Source organism: Roseicella aerolata (genome assembly GCF_020523605.1).
Classification (GTDB): domain Bacteria; phylum Pseudomonadota; class Alphaproteobacteria; order Acetobacterales; family Acetobacteraceae; genus Paracraurococcus; species Paracraurococcus aerolatus.
Genome location: NZ_JAJAQI010000062.1, coordinates 1 through 24,610 on the forward strand (window position 1 = coordinate 1; position 24,610 = coordinate 24,610).

The 24,610-nt window shown below is 72.5% G+C and carries 22 protein-coding genes; 14 read left to right on the forward strand and 8 right to left on the reverse strand.

The genetic code is table 11. The features are described from left to right. Positions 1 to 208: 208 nt before the first annotated feature. From LHA35_RS25225 to LHA35_RS25245, 5 genes are all read left to right on the forward strand, one after another. Positions 209 to 943 carry an SDR family NAD(P)-dependent oxidoreductase gene (locus tag LHA35_RS25225; RefSeq protein WP_338050983.1) on the forward strand — a complete coding sequence of 245 codons (735 nt, stop codon included), beginning with the start codon at positions 209 to 211 and terminating at the stop codon, positions 941 to 943. A 5-nt stretch (positions 944 to 948) separates the two neighbouring features. Further along, entirely contained in the window at positions 949 to 1,848 is a 900-nt protein-coding gene (locus tag LHA35_RS25230; RefSeq protein WP_226613682.1) for an NAD(P)-dependent oxidoreductase, read from the forward strand. A 333-nt stretch (positions 1,849 to 2,181) separates the two neighbouring features. Further along, complete coding sequence (gene ybaK, locus LHA35_RS25235; RefSeq protein ID WP_338050984.1) at positions 2,182 to 2,640, forward strand: Cys-tRNA(Pro) deacylase; 459 nt, start codon at positions 2,182 to 2,184, stop codon at positions 2,638 to 2,640. 28 nt (positions 2,641 to 2,668) lie between these two features. Then, complete coding sequence (acuI, locus tag LHA35_RS25240) at positions 2,669 to 3,655, forward strand: acrylyl-CoA reductase (NADPH) (protein WP_226613686.1); 987 nt, start codon at positions 2,669 to 2,671, stop codon at positions 3,653 to 3,655. 25 nt (positions 3,656 to 3,680) lie between these two features. Beyond that, on the forward strand, positions 3,681 to 4,649 hold the full coding sequence (locus LHA35_RS25245; protein ID WP_226613688.1) for a Bug family tripartite tricarboxylate transporter substrate binding protein: 969 nt from the start codon (positions 3,681 to 3,683) through the stop codon (positions 4,647 to 4,649). A gap of 114 nt (positions 4,650 to 4,763) precedes the next feature. On the opposite strand, the gene LHA35_RS25250 is transcribed toward LHA35_RS25245, so the two are convergent. The 5 genes from LHA35_RS25250 to LHA35_RS25270 all read right to left on the reverse strand — a co-directional run bounded on the left by LHA35_RS25250 (position 4,764) and on the right by LHA35_RS25270 (position 9,929). Then, positions 4,764 to 5,369 (reverse strand): LysE family translocator, encoded by a 606-nt coding sequence (locus LHA35_RS25250; RefSeq protein WP_226613690.1) that lies wholly within the window; start codon positions 5,367 to 5,369, stop codon positions 4,764 to 4,766. Next, complete coding sequence (locus LHA35_RS25255) at positions 5,360 to 5,659, reverse strand: hypothetical protein (protein WP_226613691.1); 300 nt, start codon at positions 5,657 to 5,659, stop codon at positions 5,360 to 5,362. Before LHA35_RS25255 ends, LHA35_RS25250 begins: the two co-directional genes overlap by 10 nt. 279 nt (positions 5,660 to 5,938) lie before the next feature. Further along, positions 5,939 to 6,994 carry a hypothetical protein gene (locus LHA35_RS25260; protein ID WP_226613692.1) on the reverse strand — a complete coding sequence of 352 codons (1,056 nt, stop codon included), beginning with the start codon at positions 6,992 to 6,994 and terminating at the stop codon, positions 5,939 to 5,941. After that, positions 6,991 to 9,015, reverse strand: a complete 2,025-nt coding sequence (locus LHA35_RS25265) for a DNA/RNA helicase domain-containing protein (protein WP_226613693.1) — start codon at positions 9,013 to 9,015, stop codon at positions 6,991 to 6,993. Before LHA35_RS25265 ends, LHA35_RS25260 begins: the two co-directional genes overlap by 4 nt. Further along, entirely contained in the window at positions 9,012 to 9,929 is a 918-nt protein-coding gene (locus tag LHA35_RS25270; protein ID WP_226613694.1) for a DMT family transporter, read from the reverse strand. The genes LHA35_RS25265 and LHA35_RS25270 overlap by 4 nt, the downstream gene beginning before the upstream one ends. Before the next feature lie 83 nt (positions 9,930 to 10,012). Between LHA35_RS25270 and LHA35_RS25275 the strand changes: the two genes are divergently transcribed. From LHA35_RS25275 to LHA35_RS25285, 3 genes are all read left to right on the forward strand, one after another. Further along, positions 10,013 to 11,587, forward strand: a complete 1,575-nt coding sequence (locus LHA35_RS25275) for an ABC transporter substrate-binding protein (protein ID WP_226613695.1) — start codon at positions 10,013 to 10,015, stop codon at positions 11,585 to 11,587. A gap of 552 nt (positions 11,588 to 12,139) precedes the next feature. Continuing rightward, positions 12,140 to 12,382, forward strand: a complete 243-nt coding sequence (locus LHA35_RS25280) for a hypothetical protein (protein ID WP_226613697.1) — start codon at positions 12,140 to 12,142, stop codon at positions 12,380 to 12,382. Between the two features lie 93 nt (positions 12,383 to 12,475). Beyond that, the gene (locus LHA35_RS25285) at positions 12,476 to 12,643 is read left to right on the forward strand and encodes a hypothetical protein (RefSeq protein WP_226613698.1); all 168 of its coding nucleotides are present in this window, start codon (positions 12,476 to 12,478) and stop codon (positions 12,641 to 12,643) included. Between the two features lie 162 nt (positions 12,644 to 12,805). Here LHA35_RS25285 and xth read toward each other — a convergent pair whose 3' ends face one another. Both xth and erpA read right to left on the reverse strand, forming a co-directional pair. Continuing rightward, entirely contained in the window at positions 12,806 to 13,576 is a 771-nt protein-coding gene (gene xth, locus LHA35_RS25290; protein WP_226613700.1) for an exodeoxyribonuclease III, read from the reverse strand. Between the two features lie 40 nt (positions 13,577 to 13,616). Next, positions 13,617 to 13,967, reverse strand: a complete 351-nt coding sequence (erpA, locus tag LHA35_RS25295; protein ID WP_226613702.1) for an iron-sulfur cluster insertion protein ErpA — start codon at positions 13,965 to 13,967, stop codon at positions 13,617 to 13,619. 132 nt (positions 13,968 to 14,099) lie between these two features. Between erpA and LHA35_RS25300 the strand changes: the two genes are divergently transcribed. Next, positions 14,100 to 15,272, forward strand: a complete 1,173-nt coding sequence (locus tag LHA35_RS25300) for a deoxyguanosinetriphosphate triphosphohydrolase (RefSeq protein ID WP_226613703.1) — start codon at positions 14,100 to 14,102, stop codon at positions 15,270 to 15,272. A 159-nt stretch (positions 15,273 to 15,431) separates the two neighbouring features. On the opposite strand, the gene LHA35_RS25305 is transcribed toward LHA35_RS25300, so the two are convergent. Further along, the gene (locus LHA35_RS25305; protein WP_226613704.1) at positions 15,432 to 17,645 is read right to left on the reverse strand and encodes a hybrid sensor histidine kinase/response regulator; all 2,214 of its coding nucleotides are present in this window, start codon (positions 17,643 to 17,645) and stop codon (positions 15,432 to 15,434) included. 178 nt (positions 17,646 to 17,823) lie between these two features. Between LHA35_RS25305 and LHA35_RS25310 the strand changes: the two genes are divergently transcribed. The 5 genes from LHA35_RS25310 to LHA35_RS25330 all read left to right on the forward strand — a co-directional run bounded on the left by LHA35_RS25310 (position 17,824) and on the right by LHA35_RS25330 (position 24,468). Continuing rightward, on the forward strand, positions 17,824 to 18,501 hold the full coding sequence (locus LHA35_RS25310) for a YidB family protein (protein WP_226613705.1): 678 nt from the start codon (positions 17,824 to 17,826) through the stop codon (positions 18,499 to 18,501). Between the two features lie 117 nt (positions 18,502 to 18,618). Then, positions 18,619 to 19,305, forward strand: coding sequence for a hypothetical protein (locus LHA35_RS25315; RefSeq protein ID WP_226613706.1), 687 nt, complete (start codon positions 18,619 to 18,621; stop codon positions 19,303 to 19,305). Between the two features lie 11 nt (positions 19,306 to 19,316). Further along, complete coding sequence (locus LHA35_RS25320; protein ID WP_226613707.1) at positions 19,317 to 19,727, forward strand: phage holin family protein; 411 nt, start codon at positions 19,317 to 19,319, stop codon at positions 19,725 to 19,727. After that, positions 19,724 to 20,821 (forward strand): DUF3618 domain-containing protein, encoded by a 1,098-nt coding sequence (locus tag LHA35_RS25325; RefSeq protein ID WP_226613708.1) that lies wholly within the window; start codon positions 19,724 to 19,726, stop codon positions 20,819 to 20,821. The genes LHA35_RS25320 and LHA35_RS25325 overlap by 4 nt, the downstream gene beginning before the upstream one ends. Positions 20,822 to 21,165: 344 nt before the next feature. After that, positions 21,166 to 24,468, forward strand: a complete 3,303-nt coding sequence (locus LHA35_RS25330; protein ID WP_226613709.1) for a DEAD/DEAH box helicase — start codon at positions 21,166 to 21,168, stop codon at positions 24,466 to 24,468. Positions 24,469 to 24,610: the final 142 nt, after the last annotated feature.

Genomic DNA, 24,610 nt, shown 5'->3' on the forward strand with positions numbered 1-24,610 from the left:
CAGCCCGGTAGCTCGTCAGGCTCATAACCTGAAGGTCACAGGTTCAAATCCTGTCCCCGCATCCATATCACGACAAACGCCCCGCAGCCCCAGGCCGCGGGGCGTTTGTCGTTCAGGGCGTCCTCCAACGCCTTGCCCATCGCCCTCGCCTGCTGCCATCGTCCGGCCAAGACCGGAGGGAACAATCATGGCAAGGCTCGCGGGCAAGGTGGCCCTCGTCACCGGGGCGGGTACCGGCATCGGGCGCTGCACGGCGGAACTCTTCGCGCGTGAGGGCGCGAAGGTGACAATCGCCGAGATCGATGCGCCAAGCGGGGAGGAGACAGCGCACCGCATCACAGGCGCTGGCGGTGAAGCCTTGTTCCTCCAGACTGATGTCAGCGAGCCCGAGAGCATCGCCACTGCCATCCGCCACACGGTGCAGCATTTCGGCGGTCTGCATGTCCTGCACAACAATGCCGGTGGATCCACCAGTGTCGATGGCAATGTCGTCGAAGCGCCGCTCGAGGAATTCTGGCGCGCGGTGAAGCTCGATCTCTTCGGTACCTTCCTCGGCTGCCGTTTCGGCATCCCGGAAATCATTCGCTCCGGTGGCGGCTCGGTCATCAACATGGCTTCCGTCGTCGCGCTGATGGGCTTTCCCGGACGCGACTGCTACACGGCGGCCAAGGGCGGCGTTGCCGCGCTGACGCGCTCGCTTGCCGTCGAGTTCGGGCCGCAGCGCGTGCGCGTCAATGCCATCGCGCCGACGGTGACGCTGACCGAGCGCGTGCGCGCGCTGCTCGCCGGCAATGCCGCCATGCAGGGCCTCGCCGAGCAGCACCTGCTCGGCCTCGGCGAACCGATGGACATGGCGCAGGCCGCGCTCTACCTCGCCTCCGACGAAAGCCGCATCATCACCGGCACCATCCTGCCGGTGGACAGCGGCCTCGTGACGGTGTGACGCCGATGAGCGACGCGACCCATATCGGCTTCCTCGGCCTCGGCCAGATGGGCGCGCCCATGGCGGAGCGCCTCCTCGGCCCGGACGTGCAACTGCATGTCTTCGATCCGCGCGAGGCGGCAATGACCCCCTTCGTTGCGCGCGGCGCCAAGGCCCATGCCTCACCGAAGGCCGTCGCGGATGCCGCGGGCATCGTCTTCGCCTGCCTGCCCAGCGGCAAGGTCAGCGAGGCCGCGGCGCTTGGCTCCGAGGGCGTGATCCACGGTTCCTCCATCCGCATCCATGCGGAGATGTCGACCATCGGACGCCCCACGGTGCAGCGCATCGCCGAAGGGCTCGCGCCGCGCGGCATCGCCCTGGTCGACACGCCTATCAGCGGTGGCCCCGCCGGCGCACGTGCCGGCACGCTTGCCATGATGGTGGCCGGCCAGCCGACGGCGGTCGAGGCGCTCCGGCCATGGCTGCAGCGCATCGGCAGAAGCGTCTTCGTCCTTGGCGACCAGCCCGGCCAGGGTCAGGTCATGAAGCTGGTGAACAACCTGATCTTCGCCGCCAATGTCGTCTCGGCCTTCGAGGGCTTCTCGCTCGGCGCCAAGGCCGGGCTCGACCCCGACACCATGGTGCAGGTGGTGAATGCCGGTACTGGCCGCAGCTTCGTCAGTGACGCCATCATGCCGCGCATCCTCAGCGGCGCCTTCGGCTTCGGCGCGACCATCGATGTCGTGGACAAGGATGTCCTGCTCGGGCTGGAGGAGGCCAGGTCGCTCGGTGTCCCGATGTGGGGCATCGAGCAGGCGGCGCGTCTCTGGCGTTTCGCCGCCAGCCAGGGTGCAGGTGGCGATGACATCTCAGAACTGGTCCGCGTCATGGAAGGCTGGGCGGGCGCCGAGATACGCAGCCGCTAGGGCAGGGAGGGGGGCTGCGCTCCCTTCTTCCGCGCCAGATCCTGACCGGCAGCGCCGGCCATCTCTGCCCAGCATGGCGATGCCGGCGCTTCGGCGCCGTCCCCGTTCCGGATGCGCTCCTCGCTCCCCTGGGCAGCCTGACCATGGGGCGCCTGCGCCCGGGCCACCGCATCGGAACACGTGCAGCGATTGTCCTTCCTGCAACGTCGTGGCCGAGGTGAAATTCGCCGTCCCACCCTCCTGCCCTCGTCCGCCGGGCGGGTGGCTGCTAACCTCCCGCCGCTCAGGAAGGAGGCCCGCCACAGCGCCATGGCATCAAGGAAGACTCCCGCCGTGCGCGCGGCCGAGGCCGCCGGCATCCGCTTCCGCCTGCTGGAATACGACTACGACCCGAACGCCGAGGCGGTCGGACTGCAGGCCGCGGAGGCCCTGGGCCTGCCGGCCGCGCGCGTCTTCAAGACCCTGGTCTGCGTGCTGGATGGCGGGGAGATGGTCTGCACGGCGATTCCCTCCGACGCCCGCCTGTCCCTGAAGGCGCTCGCCGCCGCCGCCGCCGCCAAGCGGGCCGAGATGAGCGATCCGGCCAAGGCGGAGCGCATCACAGGCTATGTCGTCGGCGGGATCAGCCCTTTCGGGCAGAAGAAGCGGCTGCGCTGCTTCCTGGATGCCAGCGCGACAGCGCACGACGAGATCGTGGTGAATGGTGGCCGTCGTGGCCTGCAGATCGCGCTCGCCCCGGCGGACCTGACCGCGGCGCTGGAGGCGGTGGTCTGCCCGCTGCAGGCCGAATGACATCGACAACAGAGGGGAGAATGCCGGCATGAGAGCCCTGGTGGTGGACAAGCCCGAGGCCGGGCAGCCCGCCCGCGCCGCCTTCCGCGACTTTTCCGAGACAGAGTTGCCGGACGGGGATGTCCTGCTGCGCGTCACTCACTCCACCGTCAACTACAAGGATGGCCTGGCCGTCACCGGCAAGGCGCCGGTGGTGCGGCGCTTCCCGATGGTGCCGGGGATCGACCTGATCGGTGTCGTCGAGGAATCGAGCAATCCCGCCGTCAAGGCCGGCGACCAGGTCGTGCTGAATGGCTGGGGCGTGGGTGAGACGCATTGCGGCGCCTACGCACCGAAGGCGCGCGTGAAGGCCGACTGGCTGGTGCCGCTGCCGGCCGGCCTCTCGCCGGCCGAAGCCGCGGCGATCGGCACCGCCGGCTACACCGCCATGCTCTGCGTCATGGCGCTGGAGCGGCACGGGCTGACGCCTGATCGCGGCCCCGTGCTGGTCACCGGTGCTGCCGGCGGCGTCGGCTCGGTTGCCATCGCGCTGCTCTCGGGGCTCGGCTGGTATGTCGCGGCCGGCACCGGGCGGCCGGAGGAGCAGGCCTATCTGGAAGGCCTCGGCGCCCGCGAGGTGGTGCCGCGGGACCGCTATGCCGGCGGTCCCGCGCGGCCGCTCGGCAAGGAGGTCTGGGCGGCGGCGGTGGACACGGTCGGCTCGAAGACGCTTGCCGGGGTGCTGGCGGAGATCAGGTATGGTGGCGCCGTCGCCGCCTGCGGCCTGGCGCAGGGCATGGACCTGCCGAGCTCGGTCGCGCCCTTCATCCTGCGCGGCGTCAGCCTGCTCGGGGTCGATTCCGTCATGGCGCCGCGCGCCCTGCGCCTCGAGGCCTGGTCCCGTCTTGCGAAGGAGCTGGACCGCGCCAGGCTCAAGGCGATGACGACGACCGTGGGTCTCGACGAGGTCCCGCGCGTCGCCGAGGAGATTCTGGCCGGCAAGGTGCGCGGCCGGGTGGTGGTCGAGATCGGCTGAAGCCGACACGGAAAGGGAGGATACCATGACCCATCTCGGACGGCGGGCGCTGCTCGCCGCCGGCGCCGCGCTGGCTGCCCTGCCGGCGCGTGCCCAGGCTTGGCGGCCGTCCCGCCCGGTCACCATCCTCGTGCCCTTCGGCGCCGGCTCGGGCACCGATGCCATCTCCCGCATCCTGGCCGGGCTGCTGGAGCAGGAATGGGGGCAGCCCGTAGTGGTCGAGAACCGGGCCGGCGCCAATGGCGCGCTGGCCGCCGCCGCCACCGCGCGTGCCGCGGCGGATGGCCACACGCTGATGATGACCACCAACACGCCGCATGCCGCCAACCCGGCGCTGATGCGGCGCCTGGACTATGACCCGCTCGGCGACTTCACCGCGATCGGCCGCTCCGGCAACTACAATTTCTGGCTGGTGGTGCCGGAGAGCTCGCCCTTCCGCAGCGTGACCGAGCTGCTGGCCGCCGCGAAGGCGCGGCCGGGGAGCATCACCTATGCCTCCGGCAATTCCACCGGCATCGTCGCGGGCGGCACCATCGCCGCCATGGGCGGCGTCGAGATGACGCATGTGCCCTATCGCAGCACCCCGCCCGCCATCACCGATGTCGTCGCCGGCCGCATCTCCTGCATGGTGGTGGATGTGTCCTCCTCGCTCGGCCAGGTGCGGGCCGGGCAGATGCGGGTGCTCGGGGTCACGAGCCGCGAGCGCAGCAAGCTGCTGCCGGAGGTGCCGACCCTGCACGAATCCGGGCTGCCCGGCTTCGATGTCGTGGCCTGGGCCGGGCTGGTGGGACCGGCACGGATGCCGCCGGAGATGGTGGCCTCGATCAACGCCGATTTCCGGAAGGTCTGGGACCGCCCGGAGACGGTGAAGCGCCTGGCCGATATCGGCTTCGACGCCATCAGTTCCTCGCCCGAAGCCTTCGCCGCCTTCATCCGCGAGGAGATCGGCAAATGGGGCCGCATGGCACGGGCGGCGGGGATCGAGCCGGAATAGGCGGGGAGCCTCGCATTCGGCGCGCCCGCTCGCGGTAGGCTGTCCCCCGGCAGCATGAGAGGGCTTGCTCTTCCGGCTCCTGGTGCTTGCAGATCTCCCAGGCACGCTCTCGCCTCAGGGCGGGGTGGTCGCGGTGGTGAGGGCCATCAGCGCGAGCGACAGGGCGGCTGTCAGGCGGATCGGCCTGTGCCATGCCAGGGCGGCGGCGCGGAACCTTGGCCTGGCGAGGAGGACGGCCACGAGAAGGGCGAATCCCAGGGCGGCCATGCCGACGAGTGCGGGGGCGAGGACCAGAACCTCGGGATGGCTGGCCAGAGGACCGATCGCCTGGGCAGCACAGAAGGCGGCCGTCAACGGATTGGTCGCCGCGGTGCAGAAGCCGGTCCCGAAGGCCGCCACGCCGGAGCGTCGGCCTGGCATGGTGGTCTCGCCCGGGGGACGCAGGCGCGCCACGAAGACTGCCCCCCAGGCGAGGAGGCCGACCGCCAGCCAGCGCCCCGCGACCTCCCACTCCGGATCCCTCGAGGTGACCCCGGCGGCAACAAGGGCGATGCTCGCGACCAGTGCTGCGGCACCCATGGCGATGCCACAGCAGATCGGGAGGGCGCCCCTGACCCCGCGCAACGCCGCGACACCGCCCACCACCAGCATGTTCGGGCCGGGCGTCACGAGGATGACAAGGTAGCCCAGCAGGAAATCGAGCAGGCGGCCTATCTGCACGCGTCGCCGATGACGGTGTGCCCATAGGTGTCCTTCTCGGCCTCGCCGGATGCGGGCCCGACGGCCACCACCTCCCGCGAGAAGACCGGCGTGCAGGGCCGCGCGGTGAAGCCCTCGATGCCGATATCCCTGGCGCCATCCGCCTCGGCGGCGAGGAGGGGGGCAGATGCGCCGGATCGGGTCTCCACCACCTGGGTCAAGGGCTGGGTGACGGCTGGCGCCTGTTGCTGGGCGAGTGCGCCGGAAACGAGCGCGAGGCCGACCGGTATGGAAGCGAGAATGCGCTGCATGGAAAAATCTCCCCCGGCTCCCTGGGGGCCGGAGGCCAAGGCTAGCGGGAGCCGAGAGAACCATGAGTATATCGAAAGTATAATATCACGCAGATGTCAGGGGATATCGCCTTGCACACGCCGGCGGTTTCCCCAGGGCCTTGCCCCGGACTCCCCTGTGGTCCTCCTCCGACCCGACCTGGCGCGCATTTCGGATCCGCCCTGACCCGCCCGCTCCGGCCTGCCCGTCAAGGCTGCTTGCCGCGGCCGGTGGCGGCCCCGCTACGGCGGCGTCCCGCGCTACACCGCCACCGCCCGTCGGCGCGGCCGGATGCGCCAGGCGAAGACCGCCTCACCGAGATCGAGACGGTGCTCGACCGCCAGTTCCAGCCGTGGGTCATGCGCGGCCAGCAGCCCCTCCCACAGCGCATTCCAGCAGGCGAAGGCGGCCGGGTGCAGGTCCGGCAGGCCGCGCATCAGCGTCCAGCTCGCCTGCGCCACCCGGTCCTCCCCACGTTCCGTCAGGCGGTCGCCCTGCGCGGTGGCGATGACGGCCAGCAGTTCGGCGAAATCGGCCGCGCCGCGCCCGGCGATCCCGGCCGCCGCGGCCAGGTCCGCATGCCACTGCATCCCCACCTGCCGCAGCGCCAGGCCAAGCAGCGCCGTCGCCTCCGCCGCGCCGAAGAGGTGGATCGCGGCCGGAATCGCGGTGCGGAGATACTCCATGGCGTAAGTGCGATGCGCCTTGCGCAGCCGCTCCGCCGGCCAGGCGCTCGCTTCCATCCAGGGCGCCGCGGCAGGGTCGAAGGGCGGCGCCTCCTCATGCCGGGCGAAGCGCAGCCGCTCCTCCGGTGCGAGGTCGCGGTCATGCTCCAGGTAGTAGCCCTCCAGCGCCGGATCGCCCTCCGCCACCTGGCCGGTGCAGACGAAGCCCAGCCGCGGATTGCCGAGCGAGACGCCGTTATGCGCATGCCAGCCGCGCAGCATGGCGCGCGAGACCTCCCCCGGCACGCCGCAGATTGCCGTGCCATGCCAGAGCCAGCGCGGCGGGGCGTAGCGGATCCAGGCCTTGCGGTCGCTCTCCCGCATGTATTCGACCGAGACGCCGCCGATGCGGTTGGAGAGGTAGTGGTACTGCGCCGCCGCGACCGCATGCGGCAGGTGGCTGAGGCCGAGCTTCCGCAACCCGGGCAGGAAACGCTCCTGCTGCTGCCGCCGGAAGACGGCGAAGACCAGCTCGGCCGCGGCCGGCGTGCCGCGCCGCGCGACGGTGGCGAGGACGAGGCCGGTGAAGGCGGCACGATGCAGGTCGGCGACGGCCTGTATCAGCGTGGCACTGGGTTCGGGCTGCGTCATGCGCTGTTCTCCGCGAAGAGCATGGGCTGGGCCGGCTGCCGGGCCTGCGGCATCGCCGCCACCTCCAGCGGCCGGGCGCCGCAGGCCAGCAGGTAGTCGGCGATCGCGTCCATCTCCGCGGCCGGGCGGGTGCGGTCGTGGAAGGGATCATCCGCCGGGGAGCCGCGCGGGATCCAGATGACCGTCTCGTAGCGGGCGCGGGTGAGCAGGACGCGATACTTGTTCCTGATGTAGCGGACCCGGTCCTCGTTGCGGACCACATGCCAGCCATCGCCGACGAAGCGGCGGCAGAGCCAGTGCGCGCCACGCCGGATGAGGTCGCCGCCCCAGGCGAGGCCGACCAGATCGAGTTCCAGCCCCTGACAGTCATATTCGGTGGCAAAGGTCTCCAGCGCGTCGGAGCCGCGCACATCCGGCCAGGATTCGAGGAACCACTCCGCCACTTCGGGCAGTTGCACGCCGAGTCCCTCGGCCCGCAGCCGCTTGGCGCCCGCGGAGGCGACGAGTCCGGCGCGGCGCCGTCCCCGCGCCAGTCGGCGCAGCGCGGTACGTGCGGCGCCGAGATCACGCGTGAGCAGATAGGGCAGGGACCCGGCCTCCGCGGCGATCCGCCGCGCCGCGGCCGCATCGCCACCCAGCATGGCATCGACCCAGAGCGCGCCGGCCTGTGCCTGGATGTTGCGCATCGGCACGGTCAGGTCGAGATCGTCATCGAGGGTCAGCCACGACTGCTCCCCCGCGGCCAGGTGCTGCACCGGGTCCGCCGCGCCCAGGACCCGCCGCGCCGCCACGGCGCGCCAGCCCCGATGGCCGGCGATGACACGGCCCCATTCGGCCAGGCCGGCCTCCCCGGTGTTGATCTCCTGCCCGTTGCCGATCAGTGCCACCACCACGGACCAGCCGGGACGGCGGCTCATGATCTCCAGCGTATGCGCCGGCTCGCTCATGGTCAGGCGGGATCGCTTGTTCTGCGTGCCCAGGCGCGCCTTCGCCTCGTCCCAGGCGCGCTGCGCCTCGTCGAAGACGATCAGGCGCTCGGGCGGCAGGCGGGCCGGATCGGTGGCGCAGTCCTCGAGGAAGCGGTGCACATTCTGCAGCCGCTCCTGCACCCGGCGGACGGCTTCGCGCCGGTCGCATTCGCCGCGCACCACCGCATCCCGCGCCAGCGCCGCCCGCAGCACCGCGACCAGCGGCACATTGCCGGTGAGGAAGGCGGCGCCATCCTCCCGCGCCGGCCCGAAGACCGCGTTCAGGCCGCAGAGCGTCTTGCCCGCACCGGGGATGCCGGTGACGAAGATCACCGTCCTGGCGGCATCGCGCCGCGCCGCTTCGATATGGCGCGCGATCGCCTGCGCGGTCCGCGTCAGGTTGGCGGCATCGGCGCGGGTCCGTGCAATCTCCTCCACGCCGTTCCGCGCATAGAGCATGGTCGCGGCCTCGATGATCGTCGGCACCGGCCGGTAGGCGGCCGCCAGCCAAGCCTTGCCGTCCAGCGGCGTCGCGGCCGGGGGCAGTGCCGCCTGCACCCAGCCGATGAGCGCACCGAGCGCCGCCGCGCCGCAGACCAGCGGCTCCGTCGGGTGCTTCGGCAGCAGCCAGGGCTGCGCCGGCGGCGACCAGCCGCGCTGCCCCGCCACCAGCACCGGCACGATGGTGTGGTTCCGGCTGCCGGCATGGAAGTCCCGCAGGTCGAGCGCATAATCCTCCGCCTCCGCCAGGGCGGCCCGCGTCGGGGCGGCGGTCTTGAACTCCAGGCAAAGGATCGCGCGGTTGGTCAGCACCACTGCATCGATGCGCTTCTCCAGCCGCAGCAGGTCGAACTCCAGGGCGATGGTCCAGGCCTCGCCTCCGCAGGCGCGGATCGCCTCCCGCAGCGTAGCGACCTGCGCCTGCCACGCCGCCTCCTGGTCCGGAGAGCCGCTGAAGCCGCGCGCCTGCTGCGCCGAGGCAAGCCGGCCGACCGTGTCGGCGGGATCGCGCGCCAGCAACTCGGCGCCGGTGCAGGCGAACCAGGCCCTCACGAACTGCCTCGCCTCGGCCAGGTCGCCAGCAGCAGGCTGCTCCCCATCAGCAGGAATCCCGTGGCATGGGTCATCGTGAAGCGCTCCCCCAGCGCCAGCACGGCGGTCAGCGCCGCGGCCGCCGGCAGGAAGCCGGTGAAGATCCCGGCCACCCCCGCCGGGACGCGCTGCAGCCCGGCATACCAGAGCAGCAGGCAGAGCACGCTCGCCGTCAGGCTGTGGAAGACCAGCAGCCCCCCGAGTGCCGGGTCGGCCAGTGCCGCCACCGCGCCGAGGCCGGGCAGGGAGAAGGGCAGCAGCATCAGCGCGCTGAAGACCTGCATCCAGAGGCTGGCGGTGATGACCGGCACGCGCCCCGCCAGGCGCTTCGCCAGCAGCACATAGATCGCTTCGCCGCAGACTCCGGCGAAGACCAGCGCATTGCCGAGCGCGGAGCCGCCACCCTCGCCCCCCAGCCGCGCCACGGTGATGGCCGCCATGCCGCCCGCGGCCAGCGCCGCAGCCGCCCATTGCCGCGGTGCCAGCCTCTCCCGCAGCCAGAGCGCGCTGCCGAGCGCGACCACGGCGGGCAGCGTCGCCAGCACCAGCCCGCCCTCCAGCGCCGTGGTCAGCCGCAGGCCGGCCAGCAGCCCGGCATTGTAGAGCGCCGTGCCGAACAACGCCTGCAGGGCGAGGTTTCGCATGGCCGCGCCGCCGATCCGCACGGGCCCGTCCAGCCAGCGTGCGAGCGGCCAGAGCACCAGGCAGGCAAGGGCGCAGCGCAGGCAGGCGATTAGCGGGATCGGCAGCGCCTCGGCCAGCAGCTTGGCGACGCCGACATTGGCGCCGACCAGCGCCATCGACAGCGCGAGCTGGGCATAGGCGATCAGCAGCGGGCGGCGTCCCCGATTCCCCTGCGGGGATCCATACCACACCCCTTGCGTCCCGCCGCCATCCGCTGCTTCCCTCGCCGGCGGGGAAATGCCGGCCGGCCCAAGCCATGCCCGGGACACAATGCATGCTCCGACGCACCCTGCTGACCGGCGCCGCCGCCGCGCTCGCCGCGCCAGCCCTTGCGCAAACCCCCGCCGCAGGGGTGCTGCGCTACGTGCCGCAGACCGATCTCACCGTCCTCGATCCGGTCTTCACCACGGCCTACGTCACCCGCCACCACGCGCTGATGGTCTATGACCAGCTCTATGGCCTCGACTCGCAGCTGCGCCCGCAGCCGCAGATGGTCGAGGGCCATGCGGTGGAGGGTGATGGCCTCCTCTGGCGCTTCCGCCTGCGGGAGGGGCTGAAATTCCATGATGGCGAGCCGGTGCGCGGGCGCGACTGCATCGCCTCGATCCGGCGCTGGGCGCAGCGGGACGGGCTCGGCCAGGTGCTGATGGCGCGGGTCGCCGAGATGACGGCGCCCGATGACCGCAGCTTCACCATCCGCCTCGACCGCCGCTTCGGCCCGATGCTGGAGACGCTGGCGAAGATCGGCCCCAGCGCGCTCTTCGTGATGCCGGAGCGGATCGCGGCGACCGATGCCAGTACCCAGATCCGCGAGGTGATCGGCAGCGGTCCCTTCCGCTTCAGGGCGGATGAGCGCGTGGTCGGCGCCCGCGTGGTCTATGAGCGCAACCCGGACTACATCCCCCGCGAAGGCAGACCGAGCTGGGCCGCCGGGCCGAAGCGCGTGCATTTCGACCGCGTGGAATGGACGGTGATGCCCGATGCCGGCACCGCCGCCGCCGCGCTCCGCAACGGCGAGGTGGACTGGTGGGAGAACCCGCCCAATGACCTGGCGCCTGCGCTCCGCCGCTCCCGCGACGTTATCCTCAAGCGCGGCAGCCCGCTGGGGACCATCGGCACCGGTATCTTCAACACGCTGCACCCGCCCTTCGACAAGCCGGCCGTGCGCCGCGCCGTGCTGCGCGCCATGAGCCAGCAGGACTTCATGACCGCGGCGGCCGGCACCGACCCGGCGCTCTGGCGGGCTGATGCCGGCGTCTTCACCCCCGGCACGCCGCTGGCGACCGATGCCGGGATCGAGGCCATCACCGCGACCCGCGATCTCGAGCGCTCGAGGCGCGAGTTGAGGGAGGCGGGCTATGGCGGCGAGACGGTGGTGCTGCTCGCGCCCTCCGACCAGCCGGCGCTCTCCGCCCTCGCCGAGGTGCAGCTTGATCTCTTCAAGAAGCTCGGGGTCACGGTCGATTTCCGCGTCTCGGACTGGGGCACGCTGGTGCAGCGGCGGGCGAGCCGGGAGCCGGCCGACAAGGGCGGCTGGAGCATGTTCCACACCACCTGGAATGGGCTGGACGGCATCAATCCCGGTGTCATGACCTATCTCCGCGCCAATGGCGCCCAGGCCTGGTTCGGCTGGCCCAATGTCCCGAAGCTGGATGCGCTGCGGACCGCCTGGTTCGACGCGCCGGACCTGGCGGCGCAGAAGGCGATCGCGGCCGATATCCAGCGCACCGTGTTCGAGGAGGCACCCTATCTCCCGACCGGGCAGTTCTTCGGCAACACGGCCTATCGCCGGACGATCACCGAGCCGGTGTCGGAGGTCTTCGCCTTCTGGGAGGTGCGGCGGGCCTGATGAGACCTGTGCGCGGGTCGCCGGTGACGCAGCGTCTGGTATTCGGATGCCTGCGATAACCGCTGCAGCTTGTGGCTGATCGCACCCACGCACAGGACTCATGAGGCCCGGAGCAGGGCGCCCGGGCCCTGCCGCGACCACCTGCGGGTCGGCGTCGCATGGCAGCTGCGCCCTGGGCATCAGCTTCATGCCGGTCCACATCAAGGCGGACCGGCATGAACCCGGGGGAATAGCTTCGGGTCCTGTGGCGGGGGAATCGGCAGGCGCGCGTACCGGGCGGCCATCGTCCGGGGCTGCAACCGGCCTGCCGGACGGCCGCAAGACAGGAAGGGCTGCAGCTTCCGCGACCTCCGGGGCCGCGGCCATACAGGGCTGATCCCTTCCGGCCCGGATCCGGGAGGCTTCCGGTGGCGCCGCTGGAAGGCTGTCCCGGGTCCTGACGGCCGCAGGCTTGCCTGGCCCGTTGACGTGGAATTAAGCAACGCCGCCGCGGTTCTGCCAGGGTTTCGCCGCAAGCGGAGCGTTCCATGGGAGAGCCAAGGAGCGCCCCCCATGCGTCCTCTCCGTCCCCTCCTGCTTGTGCCGCTGCTCGCCGCGCTCGGCGGCTGTACGGTCTATCCGGCCGGGTCCGCCTATATCGGCCCGCCCCCTGCCAGCGTCTATGTCGCGCCGCGGCCCTATTACGCCCCGCCACCCCGTTACGGCTATGGCTACCGTCCCTATGGCTACCGGCCTTACGGATACCGCCCCTATGGCTACGGCTATGGTTATGGCTATGGCGGGCGGCGGTGGTAGGTGCTCACGCAAGCGTCACGAATTCGGGCTGCGACCTCCGGCCGGAAATTCCGTTGTTGAGCGGGATCGGTCCAGTTCGGAAGGAAGCCCGCCATGCGAATTCTCCCCGTTCTTGCCGTCATTGCCGCGGGGCTGGCCGTGACGGCCTGCACCTATGTCGAGCGTGAGCGGCCGGCGCCGGTGGTGCTGCAACAGCAGCCATCGCCGCCCGCCGTCGTGCAATCCCCGCCGCCCACGGTCACGGTCCGCCCGACCTACTGATATCAAGGGTCCGGATGCGTGACCGCGTCCGGGCAGGAGCGCGGCTTTTGCGGCGAGCCGCAGGGTCGGCCTCGGCGCGGGCTGGCGCCCGCGCTCCGTGGGAGGCGCAACGCCGCAACGCCTGCACGACCCGCCCCGCTCCCGCAGGGGGCAGGGTGACTGTCAGCGCACATCGCACCAGACCGGGGCGTGGTCGCTTGGCTGCTCCTCCGCCCGGGCGGCGACGTCCACGCCGCAGGCCACCAGCCGCTCCGCCAGTTCCGGGCTGAGCAGGACATGGTCGATGCGCAGGCCACGGTTCGATTCGAAGGCGGGGCCGTAATCCCAATAGGTGTAGGGCGCGTCCTGCGGGTGCAGCGCCTGCAGCGCATCCGTCATGCCGGCATGCAGCAGCATCCGGAAGCGTGCCCGGCTCTCGGGCCGCACCAGCGCATCGGTCGGGGGCAGGGCACCCGGCGCCAGATCGGCATCGGTCGGGCAGACATTGAAATCGCCCAGCACGGCGACCGGCGCGAAGGCATCCAGCCGCGCCTGCACCCAGTCGGCCAGCCGCTCCATCCAGCGCAGCTTGTAGCCGAAACCGTCCTCGCCGCCGGAATTGCCGTTCGGCAGGTAGATTCCGGCCAGGTCCATCCCGGCCGCGCGCACCGCGACGAAGCGCGCCTGCCCATCCGCCTCATCGCCCGGCAGGGTCTCGGCAGTGACCTCGAAGGGGATGCGGCCGAGCACGGCGACGCCGTTCCGCCCGCCGGGCTGGCCGACGGCGCGCAACTCATAGCCGGTGTCGGCAAGTTCCAGCGCCGGGAACTCCTCCGTCCGGCATTTGAGCTCCTGCAGGAAGACCAGGTCGGGGTTGTGCCGCGCGAGGAAGCGCCTGAGATGCGGCACGCGCCGGCGGATGGAATTGACGTTGAAGGTGGCAAGGCGGGTCATGCCGCCACCATCGCCGCTCCGGCCGGGTTTGATAAGGGCGTCAGGCGACCGAGAAGCTGACACCGCAGCCACAGCCCGAGGCCGCCTGCGGATTCTTCACCGTGAAATGCGCCCCGATCAGCGCCTCGTTCCAGTCGAGCTCCGCGCCGGCCAGCAGGTCGAGCGAGACGGGGTCGATGAAGACACGGGTGCCGCCCGCCTCCACCACCAGATCGTCCTCGGCGGCCTCGTCCTCCAGCACGAAGCCGTACTGGAAGCCGGAACAGCCGCCGGCGCTGACCGAAACGCGCAGCCCGGCCGCCGGGCGGCCCTCGCGCTGCGCGATCTCCGCGACCTGGGCGGCGGCGCGCGGCGTGACACGGAAGCGGGGCAGGTCGGAACCCTCGGGCATCATTCTCTCCTGGCGGCGCCGGACGCGGGGGCGGCCGCCGCAAGCATTGGCCCGGAAGATAGGCGCCGGGGCGCCCGAATTCCAACCATCGCCGCGGTTGCGGGTGTCGGACGGGGCTGTTAGGCAAACAGCATGACCGATCAGGCCCGCGCGCCCCTGGACCGTGCCCCCTGGGCCGTCCGGCCCGAAGCCTCCCGCGGCCGGCTGCATCCTGAGCCGGGCGGCGACGCGCGCTCCCCCTTCCAGCGCGACCGGGACCGGATCATCCATACCGGCGCCTTCCGCCGCCTGCAGTACAAGACCCAGGTCTTCGTCTTCCATGAGGGCGACTATTTCCGCACCCGCCTGACCCACAGCATCGAGGTGGCACAGATCGCCCGCGCCATCGCCCGCCGGCTGCGGCTGGACGAGGATCTGGCGGAGGCCCTGGCGCTGGCGCATGACCTTGGCCACCCGCCCTTTGGCCATGCGGGGGAGGAGGCGCTGGATTCCCAGATGCGCCCCTATGGCGGCTTCGACCACAACGCCCAGTCGCTGAAGGTGGTGACCCTGCTGGAGGCGCGCTACGCCAGCTTCGACGGGCTGAACCTGTCCTGGGAGACGCTGGAGGGCCTGGCCAAGCACAACGGCCCGGTCCGCCGCCCCAGCGGCTACATCGCCGAATACGATGCGCAGCATCCGCTGGACCTCGCCAGCCATGCCTCGGCCGAGGCGCAGGTGGCGGCGCTGGCGGACGACATTGCCTACAACAACCATGACCTCGATGACGGCGTCCGCGCCCGGCTTTTCACGCTGGAGGAAGCGGCCGCCCTGCCGCTGATCGGCGATGCCTATCAGGAGGCGCGGGCGGCCCACCCGAATATCGCCCGCGATCGGATGATCACCGAGACAGTGCGGCGGGTGATCAACCGCATGGTGCAGGATGTGGTGGCCGAGGCGGGGCGACGGATCGCGGCGCTTGATCCCCGCGGGGCGGACGATATCCGCGCGGCGCCGGAGCCGGTGATCGCCTTTTCCGCCCCCATGCAGGAAGCGAACCTGCTGATCCGGGATTTCCTGTTCCACCGCATGTACCGCCACTGGCGGGTGAACCGGGCGATGCAGAAATCGAAGCGCGCCAGCCAGATGGTGTTCCAGCTTCTCCATGGCGGCCCGCAGATGCTGCCGGAGGAATGGCGGGAGCGGGCAGGGGAGCCCGGCTCGCCCCAGGCGGCCCGTGTCGTCTGCGACTACATCGCCGGCATGACCGACCGCTATGCGCTGGAGGAGCACCGGCGGCTGACGGATCCAAACATCCCGGGATAGGGAGGATCGCCGGGGGGGGGGGGCGCGAGCGGCCGGGCAACCACAGCGGGTTGCGTTCGGTCATGAACGCGATCCGGCGTTGCCGGGGCGGGAATGCCTTGCCGGATACCGGGGCGGTTGGCCTGCATCCGGGCTCGCCGCCGCCGGCGGGCCGCCACCTTATCCCGCCACCGCCTCCAGCCCCGCGGCCTCCCGTACCGCCGCGTCCAGCTCCTCCATCCGGAAGGGCTTCCGCAGCAGCCTCTGCACCCCCGGCGGCTTGCCGCCCGGCAGCCCAGCCGCATAGCCGGTGATCATGATGACCGTGAGGTCCGGCCGCCCCCGCCGCGCCACCAGCGCCAGCTCGGCGCCGTTCATCTGCGGCATGGCGTAATCGGTCACCATCACCCGCAGGTCGCGCCGCTGGCCGAGCACGATCAGCGCCTCCTCGCCGTCGCGCGCCTCGGCCACCTCATGCCCCAGCTCCCGCAGCGCCGCCGCCGTCGCCAGCCGCGCCAGCGCATCGTCATCCACCAGCAGCAGGCTGCAGCCCATCCCGTTGGCATCGGGCGCGGCCGGCGCGGCGGATGGCTCCGCCTCCGGGGCCGGCGCCGCCACGGCCCTGGGCAGCCAGAGGCTGACCGTGGTGCCGAGGCCGGGCCGGCTCTCGATCCGCAGGTCGCCGCCGGATTGCGTGACGAAGCCATGCACCATCGAGAGGCCGAGGCCGGTGCCCTTGCCGACCGCCTTGGTAGTGAAGAAGGGCTCCAGCACCCGCTCCAGCACCTCCGGCGGCATGCCCATGCCGGTATCGCTCACCGAGAGCACCACGTAATCGCCCGCGGGCGCGGCGCCCTGCGGCTCGGCCAGGCTGGCATTGCGGGCGCCGATGGTCAGCGTGCCACCCTGTGGCATGGCGTCCCGGGCGTTGATCGCCAGGTTCAGCATGGCCAGCTCGGCCTGGGTCGGGTCCACCAGGGCAGGAGCGACATCCGCGTCGATCGCCGTCTCGATCGCGACGGGCGCGCCTACCGCCTTCTGCAGCAACTCGCCGACGCCGGCGATCAGCGCGCGCACATCGACCGGCCGGGGCTCCAGCGCCTCCCGCCGGGAAAAGACCATCAGCTGCCGCACCAGCTTGGCGCCGCGGTCCACCGCCTGCAGGCTGGCATCCAGCACCTTGCGGGAGCTCTCCGGCACCCGCGGCGAGAGCAGGTAGAGCCCGCTGCGGATCGCCTGCAGCAGGTTGTTGAAGTCATGCGCGACGCCGGCGGTCAGCTGGCCGACGGCCTCCAGCGTCTGCGCCCGGCGCAGCGCCGCCTCGGCCTGCTCGCGCCGTGCGCTCTCGGCGGCCAGCCGGTCGGCGATCTCCCGCCAGCGCCCGGAAGCGCTTTGCTGCTCGCGGTATTTCCGCACTGCCATCAGGGCCATGCCGAGCAGCGCGGCGGCGGCGAGCGCGGTATAGGCGCCGAGCAACTGCATGCGGGTCGTCCAGGCATCCAGTACCGCCGAGGTCTCGACGCTGAAGGCGATGTGGAGCGGATAGTCCTTCACCTGCGCGAAGGCGTTGATCCGCTCGACGCCGTCGATCCGGGAAAAGGCGGTGTAGCTGCCGTCGCGCCGCGCCAGGACGTTGCGCATGAACGGGCTGTCGCCGGGGAGCCATTCCGGCTGATCGGATGCCGGCCAGCGGCTGAGCAACCGTCCATCGCTGCGGGCGAGCCCCACGACATGGCGGATGCTGGGGGCATACCGCCCCCAGAATTCGGTGAACTGGCCGACCGGCACGCCGATGCGAACGATGCCGTCGAACCGGCCATCCGGGCCGATCCGCCGGCGGCTGACGGTGACCTGGCGCGGCGCCATCGCCGTTTCCGGCGAAAGCCCGATATATGACCAGCCCTGGCGACCCCGCAGCGCCTCGAAATCCTCCTGGCCCACTAGGCTGTCGTCGCGCGCGGCCGGGAAGCGGGCGGTGGTCATCCGCACCCGGCCCTCGGCATCCGCCAGGGTGATGTCGGTCGGCTGGCCCAGATCCGCCGCGACGCGCAGCAGGTAGGACCAGAGCCGGCCGTCGCCGCCGATCTCCTCCCAGGGCCGGCCCTCGGTCTGGCGGATCACCTCGGAGAGAACGAGTTCGTTGGTTTCCAGCACGCGGGCTGCATGCTCGTGCAGCACGGCGGTGGTGCGGGCTGCGGCGCGCTCGGCCTCGGCCAGCGCATGGCCGCGCTCGCTCCAGGCCGTCCAGGCAAAGAGGGCGAGGGGAAGCAGCACGGAGAGGCCGAGCAGCAGGAGATGCACCGGCGCCTGCCGGACAGGGCGCCGCACGGCTCCGGCCCGGACGGGCACCGCAGCCTTGTCCTCGGCGCGATCCGTGGCTCGGTTGCAGAGCATGGTATACGTTCTAGCAGTAACGCCCCTGTGTGCAAGAACAATCACGGGAGGTGCGCAGCAGGCGGCAGTTGCGCGGAACTGGCGTATGCCACCGCGCGGGGACGGGCCGGAAATGACGGGCAACAGGTCCACCGGCGCCGCGTTGTCGCCCGACATTGCAAGAAGCGAGACGCCCAGGATGAGTAATTTCCTTTCCGGCCGCTCCGGCGGCGGTCTGGCCGGCGGACTGTCCGGTGGCGTGAAGATGGCGGCCATCGCGCTGCTGGTTCACCAGCTCATGAAACATTCGCGTTCCGAATCCGGTGCCGCCTCACCGCAGGGCGGCGGGCTTGGGGGGCTGCTGGGGGGCCTGCTAGGTGGTGGCGGTTCCACGGCGCCGGCCTCGGGCCAGGGCGGCGGGCTCGGCGGGCTGCTCGGCGGCGGCGGTTCCACCGCGCCGGCATCCGGCCAGGGTGGCGGCCTCGGCGGGTTGCTCGGAGGGGCCGCGGGCGGCGGGCTTGGGGGGCTGCTGGGCGGCCTTGGCGGCCTGCTCGGCGGGCTGCGCACCCAGGGCCTGGGCAAGCACGTCGATTCCTGGGTCGGGTCCGGGCCGAACCGCGCCGTCTCGCCGGAGGAACTCGCGCGCGGTTTCGATCCGCAGGAACTGGACGAGGCCGCCCGGCAGGCGGGGACCGACCGCGGCACCCTGCTGCAGGAACTCAGCGCCATGCTGCCGCAGGCAGTGGACCGGATGACGCCGCAGGGCAGGGTGCCGCAGCACGAGCAGGAACTGGGCGGCAGTGGCCTCGGCGGGCTGATCGGCAGCCTGCTCGGCGGCCAGCCCGGCGCCGGACCCGATCGCGGCTCCGGGCGGTAACGGCACCTTGCCCTGCCGCCGGCCGCGGGAACGTCTGCGGCCGCCTGCTGTTGTCGCCCGGTCATGTGGGCCCGTCGCAACGGCGGCGGGCACGCGGCAGCAGGTGAGGATGCGGGGATGAGCGACAGCAGGATGCCTGGTGATCCGGCGAAGCGAGGCGTGCAGGGCGAGGCGACCGCCGTCGCCGGCCAGCTTCGGGAGGAGGCGGCCGGCGCGGCCGCCGACATCAAGTCCGAGGCCACCGGCGTGGCGGAAGCTGCGAAGGAGCGCGCCATGGGCTTCGCTGAGGAGCAGAAGCGCGTCGGTGCCGACCAGGCGGAGGGGCTGGCACGCGCCGTCCATGGCGCGGCGGACCAGCTGCAGGAGAGCTCCCCCCAGATCGCCCGCTATGTCCATGACGCCGCCTCGGCCGTGGACGGGCTGGCCCGCAGCCTGCGTGACAGCAGCCCGGGGCAGCTGATGGGGCAGATGGAGGATCTCGCCCGCCGCCAGCCCGTCGCCTTCTTTGGCGCCGCCGTGCTGGCGGGCTTCGCCCTGGCGCGCTTCGCCAAGAGCTCGGCCGAGGAGGCGCGCTATGGCAGCGCCTCCTTCGGCCATGCCCAGCCCGGCCGGCATGCGGATGCCGCGATCGGCGGCGGCCGCGCCGTGCCGCACTCCACCGCCGCGGGAGCCCCCGGCTGGGTGCAGGCGGGCCCGGATGACGCGCCCCGGCCGGCGACCGTCGCTGCTGCCTCGCTCGGCGGCGCCGCGGCGCGGACCCAGGCGCAGGCCGGCCAGACCAGCCCCGTCAAGGACGCCGGCTAGGGAGCACCACGATGCCTTCTGACAATCCGCGGCCGCCTGAGCGCGACCGCAGCGTGACCGACCTGTTCGGCAGCGCCATCGGCCAGATCTCGACTCTCTTCCGCAAGGAAGTGCAGCTCGCCCGCGCCGAGATGGGCGAGAAGCTCGGCGAGGCCGCCGGCGCCGTCACGCCACTGGCGGCGGGCGGCGGCCTGCTGGTCGGCGCGCTGATCCTGCTGCTCTTCGCGCTGGCCTCGCTGCTGGTGCATTTCGGCGTGCCGACCGGCTGGGCGCAGCTGATCGTCGGCGTGGTGGCCGCGATCGGCGGCTATGTGCTGATCCGCAGCGGCCTCGCCCAGCTGAAGACCTCCAACCTCGTGCCCAGCCGCACGACCGAGCAACTGTCCCGCGACGCGCAGGTGGCGAAGGAGCAGGTACGATGAGCATGAGCGACACCGACCCGGGCGCGCGCTCCAGCGCGGAGATCGAGCGCGAGGTGGAGGAAACCCGCGCCGGGCTGACCGACACGCTGGACGAGTTGCGCGAGCGGGCCTCGCCCGGCCAGCTCTTCGAGCAGGCGATCGACTATGCCCGCGGCTCCGGCGGCACGGAGTTCATGCGCAATCTCGGCCAGCAGGTGCGGGACAATCCGCTGCCCTTGCTGCTGATCGGCGCCGGCATCGGCTGGCTGATGATGGCGGGCAACCGCCCGGCCGGCGCATCGGCGACCATGCCCTCCTCCGGCCGCATGACGGGGGCCGGCATGACGGGCACCAGTCGCACGGTCGGGTCCGGCGGCACGCGCGTGCGCGTCTATGGCGAGGAAGGCCAGTCGCTCACCGGGCGCGCCTCCTCCGCCATGGGCAGCGCGCGGGACAGCGTCGCCGGCGCCGCCGACCAGGCGATCGACAGGGCCGGCCAGGCCTATCGCGGCGCGGCAGATGCGGCCTCCTCGGCCGCGGAAAGTGTCCGCGAGACCGCGGGGTCGGTGGCGGACAGCATGCGGGGCGCGGCCTCCATGGCCGCTGATCGCGCCGCCGGGACCGGGCAGGAGATCCGGGCGCAGGCCGGCGAGATGGGCGAGCAGGCGCGGCAGGGCGTGACCTGGCTGATGCGGGAGCAGCCGCTGGTGCTGGGCGCGATCGGCGTGGCGCTGGGCGCCGCCGTCGGGGCGCTGCTGCCGGGGACCGAGACCGAGGACCGGCTGATGGGCCAGACCCGCGACGCCGTGGCGGACCGGGTGCAGGCCACGGCCCAGGAAGGCTACGAACGGGTGAAGGACCGTGCGGGCGAGCATCTGGAGCGCGCCCAGGCGGCCGTTGGGCAGGCGACGGACCAAGCCGGCGGCGCAGGCGGGGTCGGCGCGGCCCTGACCGAGGCGGCACGCGAGGTCCGGCACGCGGCGCGCGACGCGGCGCAGGACATCGCCGGCGAGGCACGCGGCGCCGTGCAGGGCGGCGAGGACCAGCCGCGGCGCGAGGAGGGACCCGCCGTCACGCCAACGCCGCCGGCCTCGCCGCGCATCGGCCCGGTCTGACATCCTGCCCTTCCTTCGCCGCCTCGCGGCGAAGGAAGGGCGCCGGCGGGCATGTCCTGTCACCCCTGCCGGGGCGGCCACGGACCGGCAGGAGGCGCCGCAGCGGATCGGCGTCCTGCCGTGAACGCGATCCTCCGTCACCCGGGCAGCAGGGGGGCGTCGGGGCGAAGTCCAGCTTCGGGGGCTTGCCTCGGTGGCCCTGCCGAAGGCGCGCGTGGAGCCCGCCGCGCCGCCAGGGCGCGCCGCCTCGTGCACGCTTGCGCCATCCCGCCTATCCGGCCGTGCCCCGCGCCGCCCCCGCGCGTTGAGCGCATCCGGCCCCCCGCGGAGGACTCCTTCCACCCATGCTGTACGCCGAACCGGAAGGCCTGCTGGCCGCGCGCCTGGTGGAGGCCGCGCTGGCGGCAGGCCCCGCCGGCACGCTCTTCCTTGCCCGCAGCGAGACGCGGGCCGCGCGCCTGCACCGCGCGGCGGCCGCGCTGGCGCCGGACGGGACGGCCGTGCTGCTGCTGCCGGGCTGGGATTGCCTGCCCTATGACCGCGTTTCCCCGACCCGTGGCATCATGGGGCGGCGCATGGCGGTCCTGGCTGCGCTCGCCGCGCCGCCCGAGGGGCCCCGCCTGCTGATCGCCTCGGCCGAGGCGGCCTTGCAGCGCCTGCCCCGGCAGGCGGAGGCGTCGCTGCGTCTCGAGCGTGGCGCGCCCTTCGAGCCGGAGGCCATCCGCCTCGCCCTGCTCCGCCTGGGCTACGGGCTGGAGGAGCAGGCGGACGAGCCCGGCGAGGCGGCGCTGCATGGCGGCGTGCTCGATCTTTTCCCCGCCTTTGCGCCCGGTGATCCCGCCTGGCGCATCCGGCATGAGGCGGGCCGGGTCGAGTCGATCCAGCGCCTCGACATCCTGACCCAGCGCAGCCTGGAGGAGGAGACGGAGGCACTGACCATCGGCCCGGCCTCCGAACTGGTGCTGCCGAAGGGCGATGCCCTCATCGAGGCCCGCCCGCCTGGGCTGGAACATGCGCTGCCCGTCTGGCACCCGGAGCTGGTCGCGCCCCTGGCGCTGCTGCCCGAGGCCCGGCTGATCCTGGATGAGGACTGCGAGGAGGCCCTGGCGCGGCGCCGGGCGGAGATCGCCGAGGCCTTTCGCACTCGCATCGCCCTCCGCCCGCCGCGGGAGGGGGAGCCGCAACTGCCGCCGCCCGAGTCGCTCTATCTGGACGAGGCCGCCTGGGCGGCCGCGCTGGGCGGCCGTGCGCCGGAGCAGGTTCTGCCGAGCCAGGACGAGCCCGCCGCGCCGCCGCGCTTCGCCGCGCAGCCCGAGCCCGAGGCCGCCTTCCTGGCCTATGCCGAGGCGAAGCTCGCCCAGGGCCGGCGCCTGGCCATCGCCGGCGGCATCGGCCGCGGCGCGCGCCGGCTGGCCCGGCGCGCGGCGGAGGAACTCGGCCTCGAGCCGCGCCTGGTCGAGGACTGGCCCGCCCTGCTGCGCACCCCGCCCGGCGGCCTGGCCCTGCTGCCGGCACCGGCCGACCTGCCGGGCTTCGAGGCGGAGGAGGCCGTGCTGGTCCCCTTCGCCGCCATCCGCCCGGGTGGCGGCGCCTCCGCGCAGCAGCGCAGCGACCAGGGCGCCGAGGCGCTGATCGAGGCGAGCGCGACGCTTGCCCCGGGCGATGCCGTCATTCATCTCGATCACGGGCTCGGCGCGCTGCGCGGCGTGGAGGCGGTGGATACCGGCGAGGCGCGGGTCGATTGCCTCCGCCTCGACTATGCCGATGGCAGCCGGCTGGTGCCCTTCGACGAGCTGGACCGACTCTGGCGCTATGGCGCGACGGCGGAGGGGCTGAGCCTCGATCGCCTGGAGGGCGGCGGCTGGGAGAAGCGACGAAAGGAGGCCGAGGCGGAAGTGGCGAAGAGCGCCCGCCAGTTGCTGGCGCTGGTGCAGGCGCGGGAGGCGGCGCGGGCCCCGGTGCTGCGGCCGGACAAGGCGCGCTACCCCCGCCTGGTCGCGCGCTTTCCCTTCGAGCCCACCGCCGACCAGGCGGCGGCGACCGGGGCGGTGCTGGACGACCTCGCCTCCGGCCGGCCGATGGAGCGGCTGGTCTGCGGCGATGTCGGCTTCGGCAAGACCGAGGTGGCGATCCGTGCCATCGCGGTCGCGGCCTTCGCCGGCAGGCAGGCGGCGCTGCTGGCGCCGACCACCGTGCTGGTGCGCCAGCACCTGGAGACGCTGCGCCGGCGCTTCGAGGGCTTCGGGCTGCGGATCGAGATGCTGTCGCGCCTGACGCCGCCGGCCGAGGCGAAGGCAGTGCGCGCCGGCCTCGCCAGCGGGGAGGTGCAGATCGTCGTCGGCACCCAGGCCCTGGCCTCGAAGGCGGTGCGCTTCGCCGATCTTGGCCTGCTGGTGGTGGATGAGGAGCAGCGGCTGGGTGCCAGGCAGAAGGCGCAGCTCAAGACCCTGCGCGGGCGCGAGGGGCTGCATGTGCTCACCCTGACCGCGACGCCGATCCCGCGCACCTTGCAGGCGGCGCTGGTCGGCCTGCGCGACCTCAGCGTCATCGCGACGCCGCCGGCGCGGCGCCAGCCGGTCCGTACCCTGCGCGCGCCGCTGGACGATGCGCTGCTCGCCCAGGCGCTGCGGCGCGAGGCGCGGCGCGGCGGGCAGAGCTTCGTCGTCTGCCCGCGCATCGAGGACATTGCGCCCATGCGGGCGCGCATCGCCGGCCTGCTGCCGGAGCTTTCCCTGATCGAGGCGCATGGCGACATGCCGGCCGCCGAGATGGACGAGGCGATGGTGCGCTTCGCCGATGGCGGGGCGGATGTGCTGCTCTCGACCAATATCGTCGAGACCGGGCTCGACGTGCCGCGGGCGAATACCATGCTGGTCTGGCGCGCGGACCGCTTCGGCCTCTCGCAGCTGCACCAGCTGCGCGGCCGCGTCGGGCGCGGCCGGGCACGCGGCGTCATCTACCTGCTGACCGATCCGGCGACGAAGCCGGCGCAGGCGACGATCCGGCGGCTGAAGACGCTCGAGGCGCTGGACCGCATCGGCGCGGGCTTCGCCATCAGCGCGCGCGACCTCGACCTGCGCGGCGCCGGCGAACTGCTGGGCGAGCAGCAGGCCGGCCATATGCGGCTGGTCGGGATGGAGCTGTACCGCCACCTGCTGGACCGCGCCCTCGCCAGGGCGCGCGGGGAGGCGCCGCCGGAGGCCTGGAGCCCCGCCATCACCCTCGGCGTCGATGCCTATGTGCCGGAGGCGCATATCCCGGAGGAGGCGTTGCAGGTCGATATCCATGCCCGCCTTGGCCGCGCGCTGCGGGCCGGCGACCTGGCGGTGGTGGAGGCGCTGGAGGACGAGCTGGAGGACCGCTTCGGCGAGGCGCCGGAGCCGCTGCGCAACCTGTTCGACCTGGCGCGGCTTTCGGCGCGCTGCCGGCAACTGGGCATCGCGAAGCTGGAAGTGGGGCCGGAGGCGGCGGCGGCGACGCCGAGCGGGACGGTGCCCCGAAGGGAAGCGGCTGCCGCGCCGCCCCTGGAGCGCCGCGGCGAGCGGCTTCTGCTGCGCCGCCTTGGCGCGACGCCGGCCGACCGGCTGGCGAATGCAGCGGCGCTGCTGGCCGCGCTCGCCCCGGGCCGCCGCAGGCGCGCCGCCTGATGAGGTCGCGCGAAGCGCCTCATGAGAGCTGTGCGCGGATGTGCTTGGACGCGTGCCGAGGAGGATGATTCGTTGATTGTGCGGCGGACGGAGGTCGGCATGGCACGGCGACGGATTGGACAGGAAGATCTCATTGCACGGT

Excerpts from the sequence above, each read along its gene's own strand:
- LHA35_RS25305 (WP_226613704.1), bottom strand. The coding sequence starts at position 17,645 with ATGCTCTGCAACCGAGCCACGGATCGCGCCGAGGACAAGGCTGCGGTG.
- LHA35_RS25260 (WP_226613692.1), bottom strand. The coding sequence starts at position 6,994 with ATGACGCAGCCCGAACCCAGTGCCACGCTGATACAGGCCGTCGCCGAC.
- erpA (WP_226613702.1), bottom strand. The coding sequence starts at position 13,967 with ATGCCCGAGGGTTCCGACCTGCCCCGCTTCCGTGTCACGCCGCGCGCC.
- LHA35_RS25325 (WP_226613708.1), top strand. The coding sequence starts at position 19,724 with ATGAGCATGAGCGACACCGACCCGGGCGCGCGCTCCAGCGCGGAGATC.
- LHA35_RS25310 (WP_226613705.1), top strand. The coding sequence starts at position 17,824 with ATGAGTAATTTCCTTTCCGGCCGCTCCGGCGGCGGTCTGGCCGGCGGA.
- LHA35_RS25275 (WP_226613695.1), top strand. The coding sequence starts at position 10,013 with ATGCTCCGACGCACCCTGCTGACCGGCGCCGCCGCCGCGCTCGCCGCG.
- LHA35_RS25230 (WP_226613682.1), top strand. The coding sequence starts at position 949 with ATGAGCGACGCGACCCATATCGGCTTCCTCGGCCTCGGCCAGATGGGC.
- LHA35_RS25315 (WP_226613706.1), top strand. The coding sequence starts at position 18,619 with ATGAGCGACAGCAGGATGCCTGGTGATCCGGCGAAGCGAGGCGTGCAG.
- LHA35_RS25330 (WP_226613709.1), top strand. The coding sequence starts at position 21,166 with ATGCTGTACGCCGAACCGGAAGGCCTGCTGGCCGCGCGCCTGGTGGAG.
- LHA35_RS25255 (WP_226613691.1), bottom strand. The coding sequence starts at position 5,659 with ATGCAGCGCATTCTCGCTTCCATACCGGTCGGCCTCGCGCTCGTTTCC.
- LHA35_RS25280 (WP_226613697.1), top strand. The coding sequence starts at position 12,140 with ATGCGTCCTCTCCGTCCCCTCCTGCTTGTGCCGCTGCTCGCCGCGCTC.
- xth (WP_226613700.1), bottom strand. The coding sequence starts at position 13,576 with ATGACCCGCCTTGCCACCTTCAACGTCAATTCCATCCGCCGGCGCGTG.
- LHA35_RS25285 (WP_226613698.1), top strand. The coding sequence starts at position 12,476 with ATGCGAATTCTCCCCGTTCTTGCCGTCATTGCCGCGGGGCTGGCCGTG.
- acuI (WP_226613686.1), top strand. The coding sequence starts at position 2,669 with ATGAGAGCCCTGGTGGTGGACAAGCCCGAGGCCGGGCAGCCCGCCCGC.
- LHA35_RS25300 (WP_226613703.1), top strand. The coding sequence starts at position 14,100 with ATGACCGATCAGGCCCGCGCGCCCCTGGACCGTGCCCCCTGGGCCGTC.
- LHA35_RS25320 (WP_226613707.1), top strand. The coding sequence starts at position 19,317 with ATGCCTTCTGACAATCCGCGGCCGCCTGAGCGCGACCGCAGCGTGACC.
- LHA35_RS25245 (WP_226613688.1), top strand. The coding sequence starts at position 3,681 with ATGACCCATCTCGGACGGCGGGCGCTGCTCGCCGCCGGCGCCGCGCTG.